Origin of the sequence: Streptomyces sp. NPDC050743 (genome assembly GCF_044456925.1) — a bacterium.
GTDB lineage: Bacteria > Actinomycetota > Actinomycetes > Streptomycetales > Streptomycetaceae > Streptomyces.
In genome coordinates this window covers 15,211-35,562 of record NZ_JBITGJ010000057.1, presented here as the reverse complement: position 1 = coordinate 35,562, position 20,352 = coordinate 15,211, and the positions used below count along the sequence as shown (strand labels likewise).

The 20,352-nt window shown below is 71.0% G+C and carries 12 protein-coding genes and 3 pseudogenes; 6 read left to right on the top strand and 9 right to left on the bottom strand.

Annotation, left to right across the window (positions count from 1 at the left end):
• Positions 1-7 precede the first annotated feature (7 nt).
• From ispG to dxr, 3 genes are all read right to left on the bottom strand, one after another.
• The gene (gene ispG, locus ACIBJF_RS36160) at positions 8-1,165 is read right to left on the bottom strand and encodes a flavodoxin-dependent (E)-4-hydroxy-3-methylbut-2-enyl-diphosphate synthase (protein WP_351807114.1); all 1,158 of its coding nucleotides are present in this window, start codon (positions 1,163-1,165) and stop codon (positions 8-10) included.
• 196 nt (positions 1,166-1,361) lie between these two features.
• Positions 1,362-2,663, bottom strand: coding sequence for a M50 family metallopeptidase (locus ACIBJF_RS36155; RefSeq protein ID WP_399180272.1), 1,302 nt, complete (start codon positions 2,661-2,663; stop codon positions 1,362-1,364).
• Complete coding sequence (gene dxr, locus ACIBJF_RS36150; protein WP_399180270.1) at positions 2,660-3,931, bottom strand: 1-deoxy-D-xylulose-5-phosphate reductoisomerase; 1,272 nt, start codon at positions 3,929-3,931, stop codon at positions 2,660-2,662. The genes ACIBJF_RS36155 and dxr overlap by 4 nt, the downstream gene beginning before the upstream one ends.
• Positions 3,932-4,174: 243 nt before the next feature.
• Here dxr and ACIBJF_RS36145 point away from each other — a divergent pair, with 243 nt between their 5' ends.
• Positions 4,175-4,651 carry a hypothetical protein gene (locus ACIBJF_RS36145; RefSeq protein WP_399180268.1) on the top strand — a complete coding sequence of 159 codons (477 nt, stop codon included), beginning with the start codon at positions 4,175-4,177 and terminating at the stop codon, positions 4,649-4,651.
• Between the two features lie 38 nt (positions 4,652-4,689).
• Here the strand turns inward: ACIBJF_RS36145 and ACIBJF_RS36140 are convergent, their stop codons facing one another.
• The gene (locus tag ACIBJF_RS36140) at positions 4,690-6,627 is read right to left on the bottom strand and encodes an acyl-CoA dehydrogenase family protein (RefSeq protein ID WP_399180266.1); all 1,938 of its coding nucleotides are present in this window, start codon (positions 6,625-6,627) and stop codon (positions 4,690-4,692) included.
• Positions 6,628-6,943: 316 nt separating this feature from the next.
• Between ACIBJF_RS36140 and ACIBJF_RS36135 the strand changes: the two genes are divergently transcribed.
• Positions 6,944-7,957, top strand: coding sequence for a LacI family DNA-binding transcriptional regulator (locus ACIBJF_RS36135; protein ID WP_399180264.1), 1,014 nt, complete (start codon positions 6,944-6,946; stop codon positions 7,955-7,957).
• A 139-nt stretch (positions 7,958-8,096) separates the two neighbouring features.
• On the opposite strand, the gene ACIBJF_RS36130 is transcribed toward ACIBJF_RS36135, so the two are convergent.
• Positions 8,097-9,317 carry an RNA-guided endonuclease InsQ/TnpB family protein gene (locus tag ACIBJF_RS36130; protein WP_399180263.1) on the bottom strand — a complete coding sequence of 407 codons (1,221 nt, stop codon included), beginning with the start codon at positions 9,315-9,317 and terminating at the stop codon, positions 8,097-8,099.
• Positions 9,318-9,543: 226 nt separating this feature from the next.
• Between ACIBJF_RS36130 and ACIBJF_RS36125 the strand changes: the two are divergent.
• Positions 9,544-10,116: pseudogene (locus ACIBJF_RS36125) on the top strand (fibronectin type III-like domain-contianing protein); the annotation flags it as partial.
• 116 nt (positions 10,117-10,232) lie between these two features.
• Here ACIBJF_RS36125 and ACIBJF_RS36120 read toward each other — a convergent pair.
• From ACIBJF_RS36120 to ACIBJF_RS36105, 4 genes are all read right to left on the bottom strand, one after another.
• Positions 10,233-11,594 carry a S8 family serine peptidase gene (locus ACIBJF_RS36120; RefSeq protein WP_399180262.1) on the bottom strand — a complete coding sequence of 454 codons (1,362 nt, stop codon included), beginning with the start codon at positions 11,592-11,594 and terminating at the stop codon, positions 10,233-10,235.
• 203 nt (positions 11,595-11,797) lie between these two features.
• A complete protein-coding gene (locus tag ACIBJF_RS36115; RefSeq protein WP_399180260.1) occupies positions 11,798-13,243 on the bottom strand; it encodes an aldehyde dehydrogenase family protein in 1,446 nt (481 codons plus the stop codon).
• 150 nt (positions 13,244-13,393) lie between these two features.
• Complete coding sequence (locus tag ACIBJF_RS36110; protein WP_399180259.1) at positions 13,394-15,052, bottom strand: PucR family transcriptional regulator; 1,659 nt, start codon at positions 15,050-15,052, stop codon at positions 13,394-13,396.
• A gap of 128 nt (positions 15,053-15,180) precedes the next feature.
• Positions 15,181-17,652, bottom strand: a complete 2,472-nt coding sequence (locus tag ACIBJF_RS36105) for an ATP/GTP-binding protein (protein WP_399180257.1) — start codon at positions 17,650-17,652, stop codon at positions 15,181-15,183.
• Between the two features lie 313 nt (positions 17,653-17,965).
• Here ACIBJF_RS36105 and gabT point away from each other — a divergent pair, with 313 nt between their 5' ends.
• From gabT to ACIBJF_RS36090, 3 genes and pseudogenes are all read left to right on the top strand, one after another.
• Positions 17,966-19,300, top strand: a complete 1,335-nt coding sequence (gene gabT / locus ACIBJF_RS36100; RefSeq protein ID WP_399180255.1) for a 4-aminobutyrate--2-oxoglutarate transaminase — start codon at positions 17,966-17,968, stop codon at positions 19,298-19,300.
• A gap of 136 nt (positions 19,301-19,436) precedes the next feature.
• Positions 19,437-19,662, top strand: a pseudogene (locus ACIBJF_RS36095) (phosphoesterase); the annotation flags it as partial.
• A gap of 420 nt (positions 19,663-20,082) precedes the next feature.
• A pseudogene (locus ACIBJF_RS36090) lies at positions 20,083-20,334 on the top strand (phosphatase PAP2 family protein); the annotation flags it as partial.
• Positions 20,335-20,352: the final 18 nt, after the last annotated feature.

Here is a 20,352-nt window from a genome sequence, read left to right as displayed (position 1 = left end):
GAGAAGATCAGCCGGCCACGGACACCGACGGCTCGCCGGAGGCCACGCCGTCCTTCTCCATCTGCTCGGCCAGCTTCATGGCCTCCTCGATGAGGGTCTCCACGATCTTGGACTCGGGGACGGTCTTGATGACCTCGCCCTTGACGAAGATCTGGCCCTTGCCGTTGCCGGAGGCGACACCGAGGTCGGCCTCGCGGGCCTCGCCCGGACCGTTCACCACACAGCCCATGACGGCGACCCGCAGCGGGACCTCCATGCCGGTGAGGCCCGCGGTGACCTCTTCGGCGAGCTTGTAGACGTCCACCTGGGCGCGGCCGCAGGACGGACAGGAGACGATCTCCAGACCGCGCTGGCGCAGGCCGAGCGACTGCAGGATCTGGAGGCCGACCTTGACCTCCTCGACGGGGGGCGCGGACAGGGACACGCGGATGGTGTCGCCGATGCCCTGGGAGAGGAGCGCGCCGAACGCCACCGCCGACTTGATCGTGCCCTGGAAGGCGGGGCCCGCCTCCGTCACCCCGAGGTGGAGGGGGTACTCGCACTGCTCGGCGAGCTGGCGGTAGGCCTCGATCATGACGACCGGGTCGTTGTGCTTGACGGAGATCTTGATGTCGCGGAAGTCGTGCTCCTCGAAGAGAGACGCTTCCCACAGGGCGGACTCGACGAGCGCCTCCGGCGTCGCCTTGCCGTACTTCTGGAGCAGGCGCTTGTCCAGGGAGCCGGCGTTCACGCCGATGCGGATCGGGGTGCCGTGGTCCTTGGCGGCCTTGGCGATCTCCTTGACCTTGTCGTCGAACTGCTTGATGTTGCCGGGGTTCACGCGGACCGCGGCGCAGCCGGCCTCGATGGCGGCGAAGACGTACTTGGGCTGGAAGTGGATGTCCGCGATCACCGGGATCTGGGACTTCTTCGCGATGGTCGCCAGGGCGTCGGCGTCGTCCTGGGTGGGGCACGCCACGCGCACGATCTGGCAGCCGGACGCCGTCAGCTCCGCGATCTGCTGGAGGGTGGCGCCGATGTCCGACGTACGGGTCGTGGTCATCGACTGGACCGAGACGGGCGCGTCTCCGCCGACCGCCACGCTTCCGACCTGGATCTGCCGGCTCTTCCGGCGCTCGGCGAGCTTGGTCGGAACGGACGGCATGCCGAGAGAAATCGCAGTCATCTGCTGTGCAACCCCAAGTCGTGGATCAAGGTCCGGTCCCGTCTACGAGCGGGCTCCAGGCTTCGAGATTACGGTACGGCCCTAGGCGCCAGCACATCCCACCCGGTAAACCCACTCGATGGATTGCGGCCCGGAAGATCCTCCTCCGGGCCGCCGAGAACGTCGTACGGCTACGAGATGTGCACGGGGTTAACGCCTAACTGATCTTGACCGGGTTGACGACATCCGCAATCAGGACGAGCACGGTGAAGCAGACGAAGATCCCGGCCACCACATACGCCACCGGCATCAGCTTCGCCACGTCGAACGGGCCCGGGTCCGGACGGCGCAGCACCCGGGCCACGTTGCGCCGCAGGGACTCCCACAGGGCGCCCGCGATGTGCCCGCCGTCGAGCGGGAGCAGCGGGAGCATGTTGAACAGGAACAGGGAGAGGTTGAAGCCGGCCAGGAGCATCACGAAGTTCGCGAGCTGCTGGGAGGCGGGGATGTCCAGCGTGGCGATCTCGCCGGTGATGCGGGCGGCGCCGACGATGCCGATCGGGGAGTCCGGCTGGCGCGGGGCGTTGCCGAAGGCCGAGTCCCACAGGGCCGGGATCTTGGCGGGCAGGGCGGCGAGGGAGTCGACGGCGTTGCCGACCTGGTCGGTCATCCAGCTCACCGACCCGCCGAAGTCCTGCTTGACGACTCCGTTCGCGGCACTGAAGCCGAGGAAGCCGGCCTTGACGTAGCCCTTGACGTAGTTGCCCTTGGCGTCCTTCTTGGCGACCAGGTTGGTGGTGATCGTCGTGTGCAGGGTCATCTGGTGGCCCTTGCGGTCGACGACGATGGCGACGTTCTTGCCGGCGCTGTCGCGGATGAGGTCCGAGAGGGTGTTCCAGTCCTTGGTGGGCTTGCCGTCGAAGGAGAGGATCTTGTCGCCGGCCTTCATGCCAGCCTGCGCCGCCGGGGAGACCGGGTCGGACTTCTTGCAGCTGTCGCGGTGCTCGCTCTGCTCGATGGAGCAGGGCGAGACGGAGGCGACGGTGGTGGTCTGCTGCGGGATGCCGAAGCCCATGAGCACGGTGAAGAACAGGCCGATCGCGAGGATCAGGTTCATGAAGGGGCCGGCGAACATGACGATGACGCGCTTCCACGGCTTGCGCGTGTAGAACATGCGGGTCTCGTCGCCGGGCTGGAGTTCCTCGAAGGCCGCCGAGCGGGCGTCCTCGATCATGCCGCGCCACGGGGAGGTGGAGCGGGCGGAGACGCGGCCCTGGTCGTCGGGCGGGAACATGCCGATCATGCGGATGTAGCCGCCGAGCGGGACGGCCTTGATGCCGTACTCGGTCTCGCCCTTCTTCCGCGACCAGATGGTCGGGCCGAAGCCGACCATGTACTGCGGGACGCGGATCCCGAAGAGCTTGGCCGTGGAGAGGTGCCCCAGCTCGTGCCACGCGATCGAGACGAGCAGGCCGACCACGAAGACCAGTATGCCGAGGATGAACATCAAGGTCGTCATGCACGCGCCTCCGCGGTCGCCGTCGTGGCTGTCAGTTCGCGGGCCCGGGCCCTTGCCCAGGTCTCCGCTTCGAGGACGTCCGACACGGTGAGTGAAGTTCCCGAAACCGGGGTGCCGTGCTCCTCGACCACCCGGGTGACTGTCTCCATGATGCCGTTGAAGGGCAGCGCGCCGCTGCGGAAGGCCTCGACGCACTCCTCGTTGGCCGCATTGAACACCGCCGGCGCGGTCCCCGCGAGCTCTCCCACGTGCCGGGCGAGGTTCACCGAGGGGAAGGCCTCGTTGTCCAGGGGGAAGAACTCCCAGGTGGAGGCCTTGCTCCAGTCGAAGGCGGGCGCCGCGTCCGGGACGCGTTCGGGCCAGCCCAGACCGATGGCGATGGGCCCGCGCATGTCGGGGGGCGTCGCCTGGGCGATCGTGGATCCGTCGGTGAACTCGACCATCGAGTGGACATACGACTGGGGATGCACGACCACCTCAATGCGGTCGAAGGGAATGTCGTAGAGGAGGTGTGCCTCGATGACCTCCAGGCCCTTGTTGACGAGGGTCGCGGAGTTGATCGTGATCACCGGGCCCATCGCCCAGGTGGGGTGGGCGAGGGCGTCCTCGACGGTCACCCGGGCCAGGTCGGCCTTCGTGCGGCCCTGGAAGGGCCCCCCGGACGCCGTGACGACCAGCTTGCGTACATCGGTCCTCGTGCCGCAGGCCAGGGCCTGGAAGAGGGCGGCGTGCTCGGAGTCGACCGGGATGATCTGCCCCGGCTTGGCGAGCGCCTTGACCAGCGGTCCGCCGACGATCAGGGACTCCTTGTTGGCGAGCGCCAGGGTGTGGCCGGCCTCCAGGGCGGCGAGGGTGGGCGCGAGGCCGATGGAGCCGGTGATGCCGTTCAGCACGGTGTGGCAGTCGGAGGCGGCGGCCTGGGTGGCCGCGTCCGGTCCGGCGAGGATCTCGGGCAGCGGCTCGCCGGGGCCGTACTCGGCGGCGAGCGCCTCGCGCAGGGCGGGTACGACGTCCTCGCGGGCGACCGCGACGGTCCGCACCCGCAGCCGGCGGGCCTGCTCGGCGAGGAGGGCCACGCGGCCGCCGTTCGCGGACAGGGCGGTGACCCGGAAGCGGTCGGGGTGGCGCAGCACGAGGTCGATGGCCTGGGTGCCGATGGATCCGGTGGAGCCGAGGATCACCACGTCCTTGGGGCTGTCGCCCGTGAGGGGGTCGTAGACGAGGTGCGGATCGGCGAGGGGTGCCGGATGGGCGGGGCTGTCGGTCATCCCCCCATTGTTGCCCCAACCGGTGACCGGCAGGACAGGGCATCCCCCGGGCGGGTGCGTCGGAGTGGTTCGCGCCGTATGGAGTGATTGTCCCGCTGTGAAGCGTCGGTAAAGATCACGTGTCGGTGTCGATCACGAACACCATCGGTGGGGCGATCCCGAAAACGCGCGCTTTCGCGCACCGGTGATGGCATCCTTCCGTTGGCGCCCGTCAAGAAGGGCCAAAGGGGGAGGAGTTCCACCATGAACCGTATGCGTACGACTGCCGCCGTCCTGGGGACGGCCGGTGTCCTGACCGCCGCTCAGCTCGGTCTGGCCGGGGGCGCGTTCGCCGCCGCCCAGGCGCCGACGAGCTCCGGCTGCCCGATCAACCTGGTCTACCCGACCAGCTTCTACATCGACTCGCACGGCTGGGTGACCAACGGGGGTCTGTACTTCGGCATCAAGAACAAGAGCACGACGAAGACCTTCAAGAAGGTCAGCTTCACCGTCACCGACGTCAAGAACATCCGCTTCGGCTCGGCCAAGGCCACGGGTGGCAAGGTCACCCACAAGACGTCGAAGACGGTGACCGTGTACACGGGGACGCTGAACAAGAAGGCGAGCCTCGGGGTGAAGGTGCAGACGCATCTGCTCAACACCCACAGCTACAAGGTGAAGTTCACCCTGCACGGCTCGGGCTGGACCTGCGCCGTGGACCAGGGCACCTGGGGCAACTGACCAACCCCAGGCACCCGGTCGGCAGGCGGGAGGGCGGCTCAGTCCCCGAAGGGGCGGCGCTCGCTCTCCCGTTTCGACGCTCCGGGGGTGGCGTCGGCGATCCACGGGCCGTCCCCGGACGGGTCGACGACGCCTTCCTCCAGCCAGGTGTAGGCCCCGCCGAGCACGCCCTTGACCACCTTGCGGTCGAGGGCGTCGGTGTTGGTCCACAGCCGGTCGAAGAGTTCCTCGACCCGGATGCGGGCCTGCCGGCAGAAGGCGTCGGCCAGCTGGTAGGCCTCGCGGCCGTGTTCGTCGCGGCTGCGCAGCAGTTCGGCCCGGACGCAGACCGCGCTCATCGCGAACAGCTCGGCGCCGATGTCCACGATCCGCCCGAGGAAGCCCTGCTTGGTCTCCATGCGACCCTGCCAGCGGGACATGGCGTAGAAGGTGGAGCGGGCCAGCTTGCGGGCGGTGCGCTCGACATAGCGCAGATGCCCGGAGAGATCGACGCCGTACTTGAACTGGCCGTAGGACGTGGGAAGTTGACCGGGTCCGGCGACCAGCTTCGGCAGCCACTTGGCATAGAACACACCCGCGTTCTTGCCGGCCCTCGCCTTGTCGGACAGGGACTTGTCGGGGTCGATGAGGTCGCCGGCGACCGAGAGGTGGGCGTCGACGGCCTCGCGGGCGATCAGCAGGTGCATGATCTCCGTCGAACCCTCGAAGATGCGGTTGATGCGCAGGTCGCGCAGGATCTGCTCGGCCGGGACCCCGCGCTCGCCGCGTGCCTTCAGCGACTCGGCCGTCTCATAGCCGCGGCCGCCGCGGATCTGGACGAGTTCGTCGGCCATCTTCCAGGCCATCTCGGAGCCGTAGAGCTTGGCGAGGGCGGCCTCGATGCGGATGTCGTTGCGGTCCTCGTCGGCCATCTGCGAGGAGAGGTCGAGGACGGCCTCCAGGGCGAAGGTGGTGGCCGCGATGAAGCTGATCTTGGAGCCGACGGCCTCGTGCAGCGCCACCGGCTTGCCCCACTGCTCGCGCTCCGCCGACCACTCGCGGGCGATCTTCAGGCACCACTTGCCGGCGCCCGCGCACATCGCCGGCAGCGAGAGCCGGCCGGTGTTGAGCGTGGTGAGCGCGATCTTCAGGCCCGCGCCCTCCGGGCCGATCCGGTTCGCGGCCGGGACCCGCACCTGGTGGAAGCGGGTGACGCCGTTCTCGATGCCGCGCAGGCCCATGAAGGCGTTGCGGTTCTCGACGGTGACGCCCTCCGCGGTCGCTTCCACCACGAACGCGGTGATGCCGCCCTTGTGTCCCTCCGACTTCGGCACGCGTGCCATGACGACGAGCAGGTCGGCGACCACCCCGTTGGTGGTCCACAGTTTCACCCCGTCGAGTACGTAGTCGTCCCCGTCGGGTACGGCCGTGGTGGCGAGGCGGGCCGGGTCGGAGCCGACGTCCGGCTCGGTGAGCAGGAAGGCGGAGATGTCGGTGCGGGCGCAGCGGGGCAGGAAGGCGTCCTTCTGCTCCTGGGTGCCGAAGATCTTCAGCGGCTGGGGTACGCCGATCGACTGGTGGGCGGAGAGCAGGGCGCCGACGGCGGGGCTCGCGGAGCCGACCAGGGCGAGGGCCTTGTTGTAGTAGAGCTGCGTGAGACCGAGGCCGCCGTACTTGGGGTCGATCTTCATGCCGAGGGCGCCGAGCTCCTTCAGGCCGGTCACGACCTCGTCGGGGATGCGGGCCTCGCGCTCGATACGGGCGGAGTCGATCGTGGACTCGCAGAACGTGCGCAGCTTGGCGAGGAACTCCTCGCCGCGCTGGACGCTCTCGGGGTCCGGGAGCGGGTGGGGATGGATGAGGTCGAGCCGGAAGCGCCCGAGGAAGAGTTCCTTGGCGAAGCTGGGCTTGTGCCAGTCCTGCTGCCGGGCGGCCTCCGCCACCCGGCGCGCCTCGCGCTCGGTGACGGTGGTGCGTGACTTGGTAGGGGCGGACATTGAGGCTCACCTCGCCGCGAAGAGGGACGAATTGGACTGATCGTACCGACCAGTGCTACTGGATCGTTGGTACCCGAAACGGGCCGACCCCACCACCCCTCGCGCGTCCGAACGGCCGAAAGGCCTGCCGGAGTCCGGCCCGCAGGTGTACTGCTGCTCGGCGACTCGTTCGGGATATCGGCCAGCGAAAGGCTGTCGAAGCGCTTCGACAGCCTATGGACACCCCGCCCCAGCTGAGGCGAGTGTCACTCTCACCCTCACCCATCCTCGTCAGCAACGCGCGTTGTCGAAGCGCTTCACCATGCTTGGAGCACGGATGGTCACCCTTGCCGAGGTCGCCCAGCACGCCGGAGTCTCGGCGAGCACGGTGAGCTATGTCCTCAGCGGCAAGCGGTCCATCTCCGCGACCACCCGGCTCCGGGTCGAGCAGAGCATCCGGGAACTGGGCTACCACCCGAACGCCGGCGCCCGCGCCCTGGCCGGCAAGCGGTCGCACATCATCGCGCTGATGGTCCCGCTGCGCACCGACATGTATGGGCCGGTGATGATGGAGATCGCCATCGCGGTGGCCACCACGGCCCGCAACCACGGCTACGACGTCCTGCTGCTCACCGGAGAGGAGGGACCCGACGCGGTGCGCCGGGTGACCGGCAGCAGTCTCGCCGACGCGATGATCCTGATGGACGTCGAGCTGGAGGACGAGCGGCTGCCGCTGCTGCGCGGGACCGACCAGCCCTCCGTGCTGATCGGCCTGCCCGCCGACACCACCGGTCTGACCTGCGTGGACCTGGACTGGAGCGCGACGGGCGCGCTGTGCGTGGCGCATCTGGCGGGGCTCGGGCACCGTGACATCGCTGTCATCGGCGAGGCCCCGGCCGTCTACAAGCGGCACACCGGTTTCGCCGAGCGCACCCTCGACGGACTGCGCGCCCGGGCCCGCGAGACGGGCGTCCGGGTGCTGCACCGCCCGTGCGACGGCGGCTACGACGCGATGGCCGTGACCCTGGCCCGGATCCTCGACGAGCGGCCGGCGACGACCGGGTTCGTGGTGCAGAACGAGTCGGCGGTGGAGCCGCTGCTCGCGCTGCTGCGCCAGCAGGACCGGGCCGTCCCGGAGGACGTGTCCGTGGTCGCGATCTGCCCCGACCAGGTCGCCGTCCAGGCGTCGGTGCGGCTGACCTCGGTCGCCATACCGGCGCAGGAGATGGGCCGGTACGCGGTCGAGCACCTGGTGGCCAAGCTGGACGGGCGAGGCGGCGACGAGGTCGTGCTGATCGCGCCCGAGCTGACGGTACGGGCGAGCTCGGGACCGGCACCGGCCGCCTCCTGACCGCGCCTTCCCGTGCTCCAGGGCACCCCTCTGCCTGCCTTGTCCCTGTCCCGCCGTCCTTCAGGAGCATGCATTGAAGGCTCCCCTCCCTGAAGGGAGGGGATGCGTCGCCCTCCGGGGCTGAGCGGGGATTTACGGCTCAGGCCGCCACCGGAGCCGGCGGCTCGGGTGGTCTTACGCCCTCGGCACCGTCCGGGTTCCAACCTGCCCGGACCAGCATCACGCGGGCGGAGTTCTTGTCCCTGGGGGACACGGCTCCGCACGCGGTGCAGGTATACGTTCTCATCGACAGAGGCAGTGCGTGCTTGGTTCTCGCTCCGCACTTGGCACAGTCCCTCGTGGTGTGCGCCGGGTGCACGAGACGGACCTCCCGCCCGTGCTTGCGGCCCATCTCGACCAGGGCACGCTTCGTCGCGGCGATGGCGGCATCGGCCGCCTTGCGGGCCATGGTGGTCTTCGCCAGGAACCTCGGCCTGAAGTCCTCCACCGCAACCCCGTCGTGGCCGCGCATCACGGACTTGGCCCATTTGCGGGCGGTGTCCTCCCGCTGCCTCGCGATCTTCTTGTGCAGCTTCGCCGCCTGGGCCTGCGCCTTGCGGTAGCCGGCGGATGCGGGCTGTCCCTTGGGAGGCCGGCGCCGGGCCATCATCCGCTGGTACCTCGCCAGCCGCTGCGCGGCCCGCCTGCCGTGCTCGGCATGCGGCAGGTCGTAGGCGTCGTCGGTGGTGGTGGCGGTCTCCGTCACACCCCAGTCCACCCCGAGCACGCGCCCCGTGGCGGCGAGCGGTTCACTCTGCGCGGGAACGACGAAGGACACGTACCAATGTCCGAGCGTGTCCTGGAACACGCGCACACTCGACGGGTCGGCCGGAAGGGGCCGCGACCACACCACCCTCAGCACGATCTGGCCCGCGAGGTGCAGGCGGCCGTCCTTGAGGCGGAAACCGCGCCTGGTGTAGTTGAGGCTGGGCCGCGCCTCCCGCTTCTTCTTCCACCTGGGCATCCCGGCCCGCCGGTGCGTCGGAAGCCGGTCCTTGATGTCCTTCAGCGCCTTCGTGCGGGACGTGGCGAAGTCGCGTATCACCTGCTGCTGAGGCATACTCGCGCCCTCAGCCAGCCAGGGCGTCACCCTGCGGGCCTCGGTCAGCATCTTGTCGAGCTGAGCCGGACCACACGTCAGCTTCTCACCCGTCGCCCGGCTCTGCGCGTGCACCTGCCGGGACTTCGCGACGCACTCGTTCCAGATCCAGCGGCAGCGATCCCACTCGGCTTCGAGCCGGCGCCTGGCCGTGTTCGACAGGCGCACACGGAAGGTGTACCGGGCATGCCCGGTGTCCTTCGTGGTCGCCTCCGTCGTCATGCATCCGAACCTACCCGAGGCCACTGACAGTTGAGAGTTCTTGATCATGGTGGGCGACGTCACCGCCGTGCGGGGTGGACGCCGGATCGCCCTGACGGCGATCCGGCTATCCCTGCCCTGCTCCGCAGGAGTCCGATTCCTCCCCGGCCCGAAGGCCGGGGCATCCTCGGAGGAACCCGGTGAACGAGCCCGCCGTCACGCGGTCCAAGGTCTCTCTCGCCCAGTCCTCCCCCACCGCCGGCTCACCCTCGCCCCCGGCGAGACGGCCCGTGTCTCCTTCGAAGTCCCGTCGGCCGCCCTGGAGTTCTGGGACGTGGCACAGGGCTGCCGGCGGCTGGAGCGGGGCCCGTACGACCTGTTGCTCGGCGCGTCCAGCGAGGACATCCGCCTGCGCACGACCGTGCACCTCGACGGCACGCCGCCGGCCCCGCGCCCGGTGGTGCGACGCGGTCTGGCGGCGGCCGACTTCGACGAGCAGTCGGGCATCGCGATCGTGGACCGGACCCGGACGGCGGGCTACGCGGTGACGCCGGCGCGCGACGCGGCGGCCGAACTGGTCTACTGCGGCTGCGACTTCGGTACGGGGGTGAGCGAGGTGACGGCGCAGGTGGCGGGCGAGGGTGTGCTGGAGGTGTCCCTGGACGGCGGCTCGGTGCTGGCCGTGCTGACGCCGGACGCGCCCATCGCCGACGTCCACGCCTACACCACCCTGGCCGCCGGCCTCGTCGCCGAGGGCGTGCACGACGTCCACCTCAGGCTGCGCGGCCCGTTGCGGCTCGCGCACGTGGGCTTCCGCGGTCGAGGGTCCGCAGGAGACCGACGACGGGAAGGGGCCCGGCACCGGAAGGCAGCGGTGCCGGGCCCCTTCTGCATGGCGGGCAGCGCCACGCTCGGGCCAAGCGGGGACGGGTGTCGTCAGTGCTTCTCGGCGAGGGCCTGGGCCAGCCGCAGGGCGTCCAGCGTGCCCACGCCGGTGGCCATGTCGTAGCCGCCCACGGCCTTGTAGCCCTTGACGCCCTGGTAGGTGTTGTCGGTGCCGTCGTTGACGTCGAGGACGCCCGGGTTCTTCTGCTTCAAAAGGGTGTAGAGCGCCGCGTTGATGTTGCCCACGCGGTGGCCGGCCGCCTGGTCGGCGAGGGCGACGATGCCCGAGAACAGCGGGCTGGCCTCGCTGGTGCCGCCGGAGACGTCCCAGCCGGTGGCGGTCGGGTCGTAGCTGGAGTAGATCCAGGCGCCGCCGTCGACCGCTGCGGCCATCGAGATGTCCGGGGTGCCGCGACGGGTGCCGACGACGTTCTTCACACCGTCCTGGAAGGCGGGGCGGGTGAACACGTGGGACTGGCCGCCGCCGCCCGCGCCGTAGTCGTTGTAGACGCTGTCCGGCTTGACGCGCTCGCCCTTGTCGTTCAGGTGCAGCTGGGTGCCGCCGATGGAGGTGACCAACGGGTCGGACGACGGCCAGGAGTTGACGCGCTTGTTGTAGTACGTCTTGCCGTCCGCCTTCAGGTCGGTGGCGCCGCCGTCACCGGAGGAGGCGAGCACGGTCACGTGCTTGCGCTGCGCGGCCTCGAAGGCGTACCGGAGCTTCTTGATGCTGGAGAAGTCGCCCTTGCCGAAGCCCGGGAAGGTGTTCTCGGTGGCGCCGAAGCTCTGGCTGATGACGTCGCCGACGCCGTGGTCGATCAGGCTCTTCTCGGCGGACATCATCTCCGGCAGACCGGTGGTGCCTTCGGTCTCGGCGACCGCCGTCTCCACCAGGACGATCTTCGCGCCGGGCGCGACGGCGTGGGCCATCTCGACGTCCAGCGTGGTCTCGCCGGCCCAGCCGGTCATGTCGGAGTTCTTGGGGTCGAACTTCGGGACGTGACCCCACTTGACGACCTGGACCTTGGTGCTGGGCAGCCCGAAGTGCTTGCTGTAGACGTCCAGATCGTGCTGGACGGTCGGGGAGCCGAAGGAGTCGACGATGACGATCGTCCGTCCCTTGCCCGTGATGCCCTTCTTGTACAGCGGGTTCAGGTTGTACGCGGTGCGGTACTGCAGCGGGTTGTAGCAGGCGATGTGCCACTTGGACTGGCACTGCGCGATGGGGAGGGGGCTGGCCACGCCGTGGACCAGGGCGTGCCCCGCGATGGCCGGCTGCGCGAAGGTGTGCGGTACGCCGGCGGGCGCGGCGGTGGTGGCGCCGGCCGAAGAAACGGTCGCCAGTCCTGCGGCGACGAGTGCGGCGGTGGCGGCGGAGGCCGCGAGGCCGCGCCCGGTACGGGCTATGTGCATGTGTTCCCCTGAGTGGTCCGGAGTCGGACGTGATCGGTCGCCTTAGGAGACACACAGACCGTCGATTGAGTCATGCACAGAACAAGATTATTGACCCGCCGATGTCGAATCCTTTACCCGGCCAGAGCTTTTGTGAACACGAACGGCCGCAGCCCCCGCACAGTGGGCTGCGGCCGTTCTGTTTCCGACCTGTCCGTGGCAGGTCAGAGCGCGAGGCCGGTCAGGACCAGCACGCGCTCGTAGGTGTAGTCCTCCATCGCGAACCGCACGCCTTCGCGGCCCACACCGGACTGCTTGGCGCCGCCGTACGGCATCTGGTCGGCGCGGTAGGACGGGACGTCGCCGACCACCACGCCGCCGACCTCGAGGGCGCGGTGGGCGCGGAAGGCGACCTGCAGGTCGTGGGTGAACACGCCCGCCTGGAGGCCGTACTTGGAGTCGTTGACCGCGGCGAAGGCCGCGGCCTCGCCGTCCACCTTCTGCACGGTGAGGACCGGTCCGAAGACCTCCTCGCAGGCGAGGGTGACGTCCGCCGGTACGTCGGTGAGGACGGTCGGCGCGTAGGAGGCGCCGTCGCGGTCGCCACCGGTGAGCAGCGTGGCGCCGGCCTCGACGGCCTCCTTCACCCAGGACTCCACGCGCTTGGCGGCGTCCTCGCTGACCAGCGGGCCGACGTCCGTCTTGGCGTCGGAGGGGTCACCGGTGACCTGGGCCTCGACGGCGGCGACGATGCGCGGCAGCAGACGGTCGTAGACGGAGGCGTCGGCGATCACGCGCTGCACGGAGATGCAGGACTGGCCGCCCTGGTAGTTGGAGAAGGTCGCGATGCGGGTCGCGGCCCAGTCCAGGTCGGCGTCGGAGGCGTAGTCGCCGAGGACGACCGCGGCTCCGTTGCCGCCGAGCTCCAGCGTGCAGTGCTTGCGCGGGACCGAGTCCATGATGGCGTAGCCGACCTTGTCGGAACCGGTGAAGGAGATCACCGGCAGGCGCTCGTCCTGGACCAGGGCCGGCATGCGGTCGTTCGGGACCGGCAGGACCGACCAGGAACCGGCCGGCAGGTCGGTCTCGGCCAGCAGCTCGCCCAGGATCAGGCCGGAGAGCGGGGTGGCTGGGGCGGGCTTGAGGATGATCGGGGCGCCGACGGCGATCGCGGGGGCGACCTTGTGGGCGCACAGGTTCAGCGGGAAGTTGAACGGCGCGATGCCGAGCACGACGCCCTTCGGGAAGCGGCGGGTCAGCGCCAGCCGGCCCTGGCCGCCGGCGTCGGTGTCCAGGCGCTGGGCCTCGCCGCCGTTGAACCGCCGGGCCTCCTCGGCGGCGAACCGGAACACGGAGACGGCACGGCCGACCTCGCCCCGGGCCCACTTGATGGGCTTGCCGTTCTCGGCGGAGATCAGCTGGGCGATCTCCTCGGTGCGCTCGACCAGTCGCTTGCTGACGTGGTCGAGGGCGGCGGCGCGTACGTGCGCCGGGGTGGCGGCGAACTCGTCCCGCACGGCGTACGCGGCGGCCACGGCCTCCTCGACCTGGGCGTCGGACGGCACGCTCACCTTGCCGACGAGCCGGCCGTCCCACGGGGAGGTGACGTCGAAGGTGTCCTCGCCGGTGACCTGGCGGCCGGCGAGCCAGAAGGCGTGGGTGGAAGTCATCTGTGAGTCCCGGCCCTTCCGCGTTTGGGGGTGTGCTTGGCTTTCGTGCTCCACGGTAGGGCGGGGGCGGCCGGGGGTCGCTTGTCCGTGGCGTAGCAGTAGCCGTACCGCATACTACTGTTTGGACTACTCGGCGCCGCTCTGTTCGGACTATTCGGCGCTGGTCGCCTTCAGGGCGAGCCACAGCTCCATCCGGACGTCGGGATCGTCCAGGGACCGCCCGAGGATCTCCTCGACCCGCCGCATCCGGTACCGCAGCGTGTGCCGGTGCACCCCCAGGTCCGCCGCGGCCGCGTCCCACTGCCCGTGCCGCGACAGCCACGCCCGCAGGGAGGCGACCAGGTCGCCGCGCCCCGTCGCGTCGTGCTCGTGCAGCGCCCGCAGCAACCCGTCCGCGAACGCCTTCACCGCGTCGTCGGCCAGCAGCGGCAGCACGGACCCCGCGGCCAGCTGCTCGTGCTCGACCAGCACCCGCCCCCGCCGCCGCGCCACCGACAAGGCCTGCTCGGCCTGCTTGAAGGCCGCAGCGGCGGCGATCGGCCCGGCCGGCGCGGACAGCCCGACGACCAGCTCCTCCTCGGTGCCCCCGGCCGGCTCGGGCACCGCCCGCGCCGCCTCCAGCGCCGCCGCGTACCGCGTGCAGGCGGCCACCGCCGTGCCCCCGTCGGCGGCGAGCACCACCAGCCGCTCCCCGTCGGGCACGACCAGCACGGCCTCCCCGGAGCGCGCGGCGGCGGACTCCATGCTCTCCGCCAGCTCGCCCAGCGGATCACCGCCCAGGTCGCCGGCGGCAGCGGCGGCGCCAGCGGCACCCGGCGCCCGCACGTGAGCGTGGGCATCGGCGTGCGCCCGGGCGGCGGATCCGGACGCCGACTCGGCGACGATCATCCGGAACGGCGCGTCGAGCAGCCCGCCGTACAGGTCGCCGGCGACGGCCCGGGCGTGGTCGGGCTCGCCGGCGAGGAGCATGCGCAGTACGGCCGTGCCGACGCGCTGTTCGGCCGCGTGCAGCGAGCGGGAGCGTTCGGTGGTGAGGGTGAGCAGGGCGATGGCGGAGTGCACGGCGTACCGTTCGGCGGTGCCGAGGGTCGCGGCGGTGCCGACGGCGAGCGCGGCGCGCGGCCGCCGTCCCGTCCCCAGGGAGTGCAGCTCGACCCGGTCCTCGTGCTCGGGTCCGCCGACCACGGAGGAGGCGGGCGCGGCCCGCTCCCGCAAGCGCTCGACCTCCGCCGTCAGCCGGGCGGCGCGCCGGCCGGCCCACTCGGGAGCGGCGGCGACGACGGCGCCGGAGGCGTCGTACAGCGCGGCCCAGCCGTCGACCTGCCCGGCGAGCGCGCCGAGCAGCCCCTCGGGTCCGGCGTTCAGAGCCTGCTTGGTCAGCTCGCGCTGCGCGGCGAACCCCGCGGTGACGGCCCGGTACTGATCGGCGGCGATGGCGGCGGACACGGCCTTGCTGATGGCGAGGAAGGGGGTGCGGCGGGGGACTTCCAGCAACGGCAGCCCCTCCTGCCGGCAGGCGTCGACGAGGGCCGCCGGGATGTCCTCGTAATTGACCCCCACGGCGAACCCGAGCCCGACGACCCCCGCGCCCACCAGCCGCTTCACATAGCGCCGCATGGCCTCGGGATCCTCGGCGTCCAGCTTGAGCGCGGTGATCAGCAGCAGCTCACCGCCCTCCATGTACGGCACGGGGTCGGCCAGCTCGCTGACGTGGGCCCAGCGGACGGGCACGTCGAGGCGGTCCTCGCCCGCGCGCACGGTCAGCTTCAGCGCGGAGTGGTGGACGAGCGAGGCGAGGGTAGGGGGCATCGGTCCTTCAGTTGACGCGAAGCCGGGCGTCCGGGTGGACGGGTCGGCACAGGGGATGGATCTTTTGGCCGAACCGTATGAACGACCTACACCGATTCTGCCTCACCGTACGATCCCCCGCCGCCCTCTCACCCCCGCAGATCCACCAGCAGCGGCGGCGCGTGCTCCCCCCGCACACTCGTCAACGACACCACCGCATGCCCCGCCGGCACCCCATGAGCCAACTCGGACGCAGACCAACGCTCCCGCTCCACCTGGCGGACAGTGACGGCCTCCGTCGTCACCGCCTTGCCGGTCACCAGCTTGCGCAGGGCATGGATGGCGCGTGTCATCGGCTGGTCCGCGAAGACGGTGTGCCGGGCCACGTCCCGGGTCTCCACCCACTGCGTGCCCCAGGCGTCCGCGAACCTGCCGCCGTCCCATGTGGTCACGCCGGAGAACGCCATATGGCAGCCGACGGCCGCGTACAGCGGCCCGTGCAGCGCCTCGGGGACATCGCCGACCGTGCGCAGGGCGAGCACCACGCCCGCGTTGCGGGAACGCAGGCGCTGGATGCGGCGGACGGACTCGGCCGTCACCGCGCCGGTTGCGTCGTCCAGGACGAGACAGGCGAAGTGGGTCCGTTCGCCTGCCGACGCCACGGCGCCGAACTGGGCGAGCAGCAGCCGGGTGACGATCCGCGACGCCTCCTCGTGTCCGCGGTCGGGCAGGTCGACGCGGACGCGCAACGGATGGTGGGCGACGGCGCGCAGGGAGAACGGCCGGGCGCTGCCGCCGCCCCCGCCGAAGAACTCGGCGAACGCCGGCCGGTCCAGCACCGCGAGCCGGTCGGCCAGGACCGGCCCCGGATCCCCGGCGCTGCCCGACTGCCGGGCGCGTGCATCGAGTTCGCGGCGCATCACGGCGTGCTCTTCCCCGGCGAGCGCGTCACGCAGCGCGGCCAGGGCCGCGGAATCGCCCTCCAGGAGTTCCCGCAGCACGGGCAGGGCAGGGAAGCGTCCGTGCGCCGCCCGATAGGGGCCGAGGAGCTGGGCGAGCGCGGTGCCCGACCGCTGACCGCTCACGGTGTCCAGGTCGCCGGCCAGCCCCTCCGCCAGGAAGGCGGCCGCCTCGTCGGGGTCGTCGGAGTCCGCGTACGGGTCGAGGTCGTGCACGGACCGCGGGTCGCCGAGCCGTACGACCACGTCGTAGGCCGAGTCGGGCCCGAGCGGGGTGCCGGCCGCGCACACGGCGACCACGGCGCACTGTCCGGCGAGGGCCTGCAGGCCGAGCGACTCGACGACGGGCCGGATCAGGTGGCGTGTCTTGCCGGAACCCGAGGGTCCGACGGCCAGCAGCGAGGTTCCCAGGGTGTCCGGCGCGAGTGCCGCGCCGGCGCCGCCGTAGGCGAGCGGGGTGCGTTCCCCCGCCACCCACTGCCCAATGCGCACCTGCCCGACGAGCAGATCATGCCGGACGGCCCGGCCGGTCAGGTCGCGGTCACCGGAGGGGTGGGTCCAGGCGGCGGCGCCCTCGCGCAGGACGGTGTCGGTGAAGGAGGACAGCCGGGCCCGGGCGCGCGCCACGGTCCACATGTGGCCGACCCTGGCGCAGTCCACGTCGGTCATCCGGCCGGCGTCGACCTCGGCGGCCAGCACGTCCGCGGCCTGGTGCTGACCGGCCTCGCGCAGTTCGGGCCACTGCGACGGCCGGCGGTCGACGGCCGGTTGCGCGGCTGCCTCGGCCGTCCTGGCCCGCGCCCGCGCGGCGAGCGCGTCCTTCGCGAGGGGCCACCAGCCGCCGATGCGGGCGAACGGCCACAGCACCAGCAGACTGATCAGTGTGTACAGCCCGTCCGTGAGCAGCTTCGACGCGAACACGCCGTAGTCGCCGCCGTTGAGCAGGACGATCAGGGAGAACACCGGATCCTGGACGGGCAGGGCGTCCCAGTCGAGACCGAACCAGCTCGGGAAGACGAAGGCCAGCGCGATCAGCGCGCCGAGGGCGGCGATCAGGGCGCGAGCGGGTTGTTCGCGCCGGCTGACGAAGTGCCGGATGACGTCGGACCAACTGCCCAAGCGGGCCATGGCGTAGACAAGGATCGCGAAGAACACACCGTCGGCGACCGTCTTGGCCTCCAGACCCTGGTAGCCCTTCGGTGATGTGGTGCCGGGCCACCACCAGTCGTCGGGGGTGAGCAGCTTGAGGACGGTCCACTGGTAGGGGAGGCCGCCGTGCCGCCACAGGGACCACAGAAGCAGTCCCGCGGCCAGGGGGACGACGAAGCCGACGATGGTGACGGGGGCCAGGCGCTGTGCCTGGCGTGCGGCCACGGGCCGGCGGTAGCCGAAGCGCCAGATACCGGGCTCGACGGCCGGGCGCGGCTCATCGAGCCAGTCGGCGACGGGTGAGCGGGGATGCGGCGGATGGGGGGCGTACCCCGGCTCTGCGGCCATCGGCGGCAGGTCCGGCGCCCGCGTCGGCCGTGGCGGCACGGCGGGTGTGCCGTACGGCGTCGCGGGCCCGTTCCGCGGTGCCGCGGACCCGTCCGTCGGTTCCGTCGGCCGCGGCACGGGGTGCGCGTGAGTGCCCCGCGTGTCCTGCGTCCCGTCGCTGTCCATCGCCCCTGCCCCCTGACCAGCCGCTCCGTCCACCATCAGCGAGTCAATCTAATGCCCTCGCAGGGCGAGTTCCGCGATTACGTGACGGGGCGCGCGGCGAGATACGAGCACGCCACGGCGTCCCTCTCCTGGCTCCTCTATGTCCACTCCGGACAACGACCCTCGCAGAAGACGCCCACATGGAGCATGCCCACCCCCCACCCCCGGCCCTAGCCTGCGAAGAAAGATAGGTAAGCGGCCGAAAACTCACCGCCCGGGATCGTCCGGGACGCCAGATCAGACCGCTCGGTACGCAAGATCATCAGGAGCCCCCATGACCGCACTTCCGCAGGAGCGCCGCGTCGTCACCGCCATCCCCGGCCCGAAGTCGCAGGAGCTGCAGGCCCGCCGTACCGCCGCGGTCGCGCAGGGCGTGGGCTCCGTGCTGCCGGTCTTCACCACGCGCGCGGGTGGCGGGATCATCGAGGACGTCGACGGCAACCGGCTCATCGACTTCGGGTCCGGCATCGCCGTGACCTCCGTCGGCGCGTCCGCCGAGGCCGTCGTACGGCGGGCGAGCGCCCAGCTCGCCGACTTCACCCACACCTGTTTCATGGTCACCCCGTACGAGGGGTACGTCGCCGTCGCGGAGGCTCTGGCCGAGCTGACGCCCGGTGACCACGCCAAGAAGTCCGCGCTGTTCAACTCCGGCGCCGAGGCCGTCGAGAACGCCGTCAAGATCGCCCGCGCCTACACCAAGCGCCAGGCCGTCGTCGTGTTCGACCACGGCTACCACGGGCGCACCAACCTGACCATGGCGCTGACGGCGAAGAACATGCCGTACAAGCACGGCTTCGGGCCGTTCGCGCCCGAGGTGTACCGGGTGCCGGTGGCGTACGCCTACCGTTGGCCCACGGGTCCGCAGAACGCCGGTCCGGAGGCCGCCGCGCAGGCCATCGACCAGATCACCAAGCAGGTCGGCCCGGACAACGTGGCCGCGATCATCATCGAGCCGGTGCTCGGTGAGGGCGGCTTCATCGAGCCGGCCAAGGGCTTCCTGCCGGCCATCCGGCAGTTCGCCGCCGACAACGGGATCGTCTTCGTCGCCGACGAGATCCAGTCGGGCTTCTGCCGTACCGGGCAGTGGTTCGCCTGCGAGGACGAGGGGATCGTCCCCGACCTGATCACGACCGCCAAGGGCATCGCCGGTGGCCTTCCGCTCGCCGCCGTGACCGGCCGCGCCGAGATCATGGACGCCGCGCACGCCGGTGGCCTCGGTGGCACGTACGGCGGTAACCCCGTCGCCTGCGCGGGCGCGCTCGGCGCGATCGAGACCATGAAGGAGCTCGACCTCAACGGCAAGGCCAAGCGCATCGAGGAGATCATGAAGGGTCGCCTCACCGCCATGGCCGAGAAGTTCGACGTCATCGGCGACGTGCGGGGACGCGGCGCCATGATCGCCATCGAGCTGGTCAAGGACCGCGCCACCAAGGAGCCGAACCCGGAGGCCACCGCCGCCCTCGCCAAGGCCTGCCACGCCGAGGGCCTGCTGGTCCTGACCTGCGGCACCTACGGCAACGTGCTGCGCTTCCTGCCCCCGCTGGTGATCGGCGAGGACCTGCTGGGCGAGGGCCTCGACATCATCGAGCAGGCCTTCGCGCGCGTCTGATCCCGCGCATCCGAGCGACGGGTCCGCCCCTGTGAGGGGTGCCTGCGGCAGGCCGTGTGAAGAAGGTGTGCGAGGTGGATGGCGGGAGCCGATTCCGTCTGCCCAAGCGGCCCGGCCTGCCGTAGGTTCTACCCAGATGAGAGATACACCCCGCCCACAGGGGACTGTGGGCGATTTCAGGCCGGGGCCTCCCCAGCTTCGACCTGGTCGTGCCCTCGCGCACACAACCGGCGCCTGACGGCTCCGGGATCTCCTCACCGATCGGACGGTCGCCGCCCCAAACCCCCCGGGGCGCGCGACGTTCCGATCCGGACGGCCGCCTCGGAACTACCCCCCCTGTTCCGGGGCGGCCGACCTCCTTCCCCTTCTCTTGATGCCGTCACCGCTGCAGCCGGGCTTCATGTGGGGCGCGCCATGAGAACGGCACAAACCGACGCACTGTCAGCCTGTATGGCCATGTGGCGCATTCCAGGCCGAGCGGACCTGCGAAGCTGGACGCCGTGTCGACCTCAACCAGCCGCTCCCTGCTCCTCGGCGTACCGGCCGTCGTCTTCGCCCTGATCACCTGGCAGGTCGTGGACCACGGCCCGCTGCTGCGCCTGGACTCCCGCCTCAGCCGAACCCTGGTCGAGCCGGACCGGTTCGGCGGGTTCCTCTCCGACTTCGGCAACATCCAGGTCGCCGTACCGGTCCTCGTCGCGGTCGTGGGCTACGTCCTGTGGCGGGGGCGGGCCGCCGGGACGGAGCGGTGGTGGCTGCCGCCGCTGGCCGCGGCCCTCCTGATGGCACTGGTCCCGGCGATCGTCGTACCGCTCAAGGACTGGACCGCACGGCCGGGGACCCCGGTGGTGCCCCCGGCCGTCGGCTACTTCCCCTCCGGGCACACGGCCACGGCGGCCGTCGCCTACGGCTCCGCGACCCTGCTCCTGCTGCCCTGGCTTCGGTCGGCCGTCACCCGCCGGCTCCTGGTGGCCGGCTGCGCGCTGCTGGTCGTCGGGGTGTCGTACGGCCTGGTCCGCCGTGGCTGGCACTGGCCGCTGGACGTGGTGGCC

Bases quoted from the DNA above. Each gene is read 5' to 3' on its own strand.
- ispG (WP_351807114.1), bottom strand. From the start codon at position 1,165: ATGACTGCGATTTCTCTCGGCATGCCGTCCGTTCCGACCAAGCTCGCC.
- ACIBJF_RS36155 (WP_399180272.1), bottom strand. From the start codon at position 2,663: ATGACGACCTTGATGTTCATCCTCGGCATACTGGTCTTCGTGGTCGGC.
- dxr (WP_399180270.1), bottom strand. From the start codon at position 3,931: ATGACCGACAGCCCCGCCCATCCGGCACCCCTCGCCGATCCGCACCTC.
- ACIBJF_RS36145 (WP_399180268.1), top strand. From the start codon at position 4,175: ATGAACCGTATGCGTACGACTGCCGCCGTCCTGGGGACGGCCGGTGTC.
- ACIBJF_RS36140 (WP_399180266.1), bottom strand. From the start codon at position 6,627: ATGTCCGCCCCTACCAAGTCACGCACCACCGTCACCGAGCGCGAGGCG.
- ACIBJF_RS36135 (WP_399180264.1), top strand. From the start codon at position 6,944: ATGGTCACCCTTGCCGAGGTCGCCCAGCACGCCGGAGTCTCGGCGAGC.
- ACIBJF_RS36130 (WP_399180263.1), bottom strand. From the start codon at position 9,317: ATGACGACGGAGGCGACCACGAAGGACACCGGGCATGCCCGGTACACC.
- ACIBJF_RS36120 (WP_399180262.1), bottom strand. From the start codon at position 11,594: ATGCACATAGCCCGTACCGGGCGCGGCCTCGCGGCCTCCGCCGCCACC.
- ACIBJF_RS36115 (WP_399180260.1), bottom strand. From the start codon at position 13,243: ATGACTTCCACCCACGCCTTCTGGCTCGCCGGCCGCCAGGTCACCGGC.
- ACIBJF_RS36110 (WP_399180259.1), bottom strand. From the start codon at position 15,052: ATGCCCCCTACCCTCGCCTCGCTCGTCCACCACTCCGCGCTGAAGCTG.
- ACIBJF_RS36105 (WP_399180257.1), bottom strand. From the start codon at position 17,652: ATGGACAGCGACGGGACGCAGGACACGCGGGGCACTCACGCGCACCCC.
- gabT (WP_399180255.1), top strand. From the start codon at position 17,966: ATGACCGCACTTCCGCAGGAGCGCCGCGTCGTCACCGCCATCCCCGGC.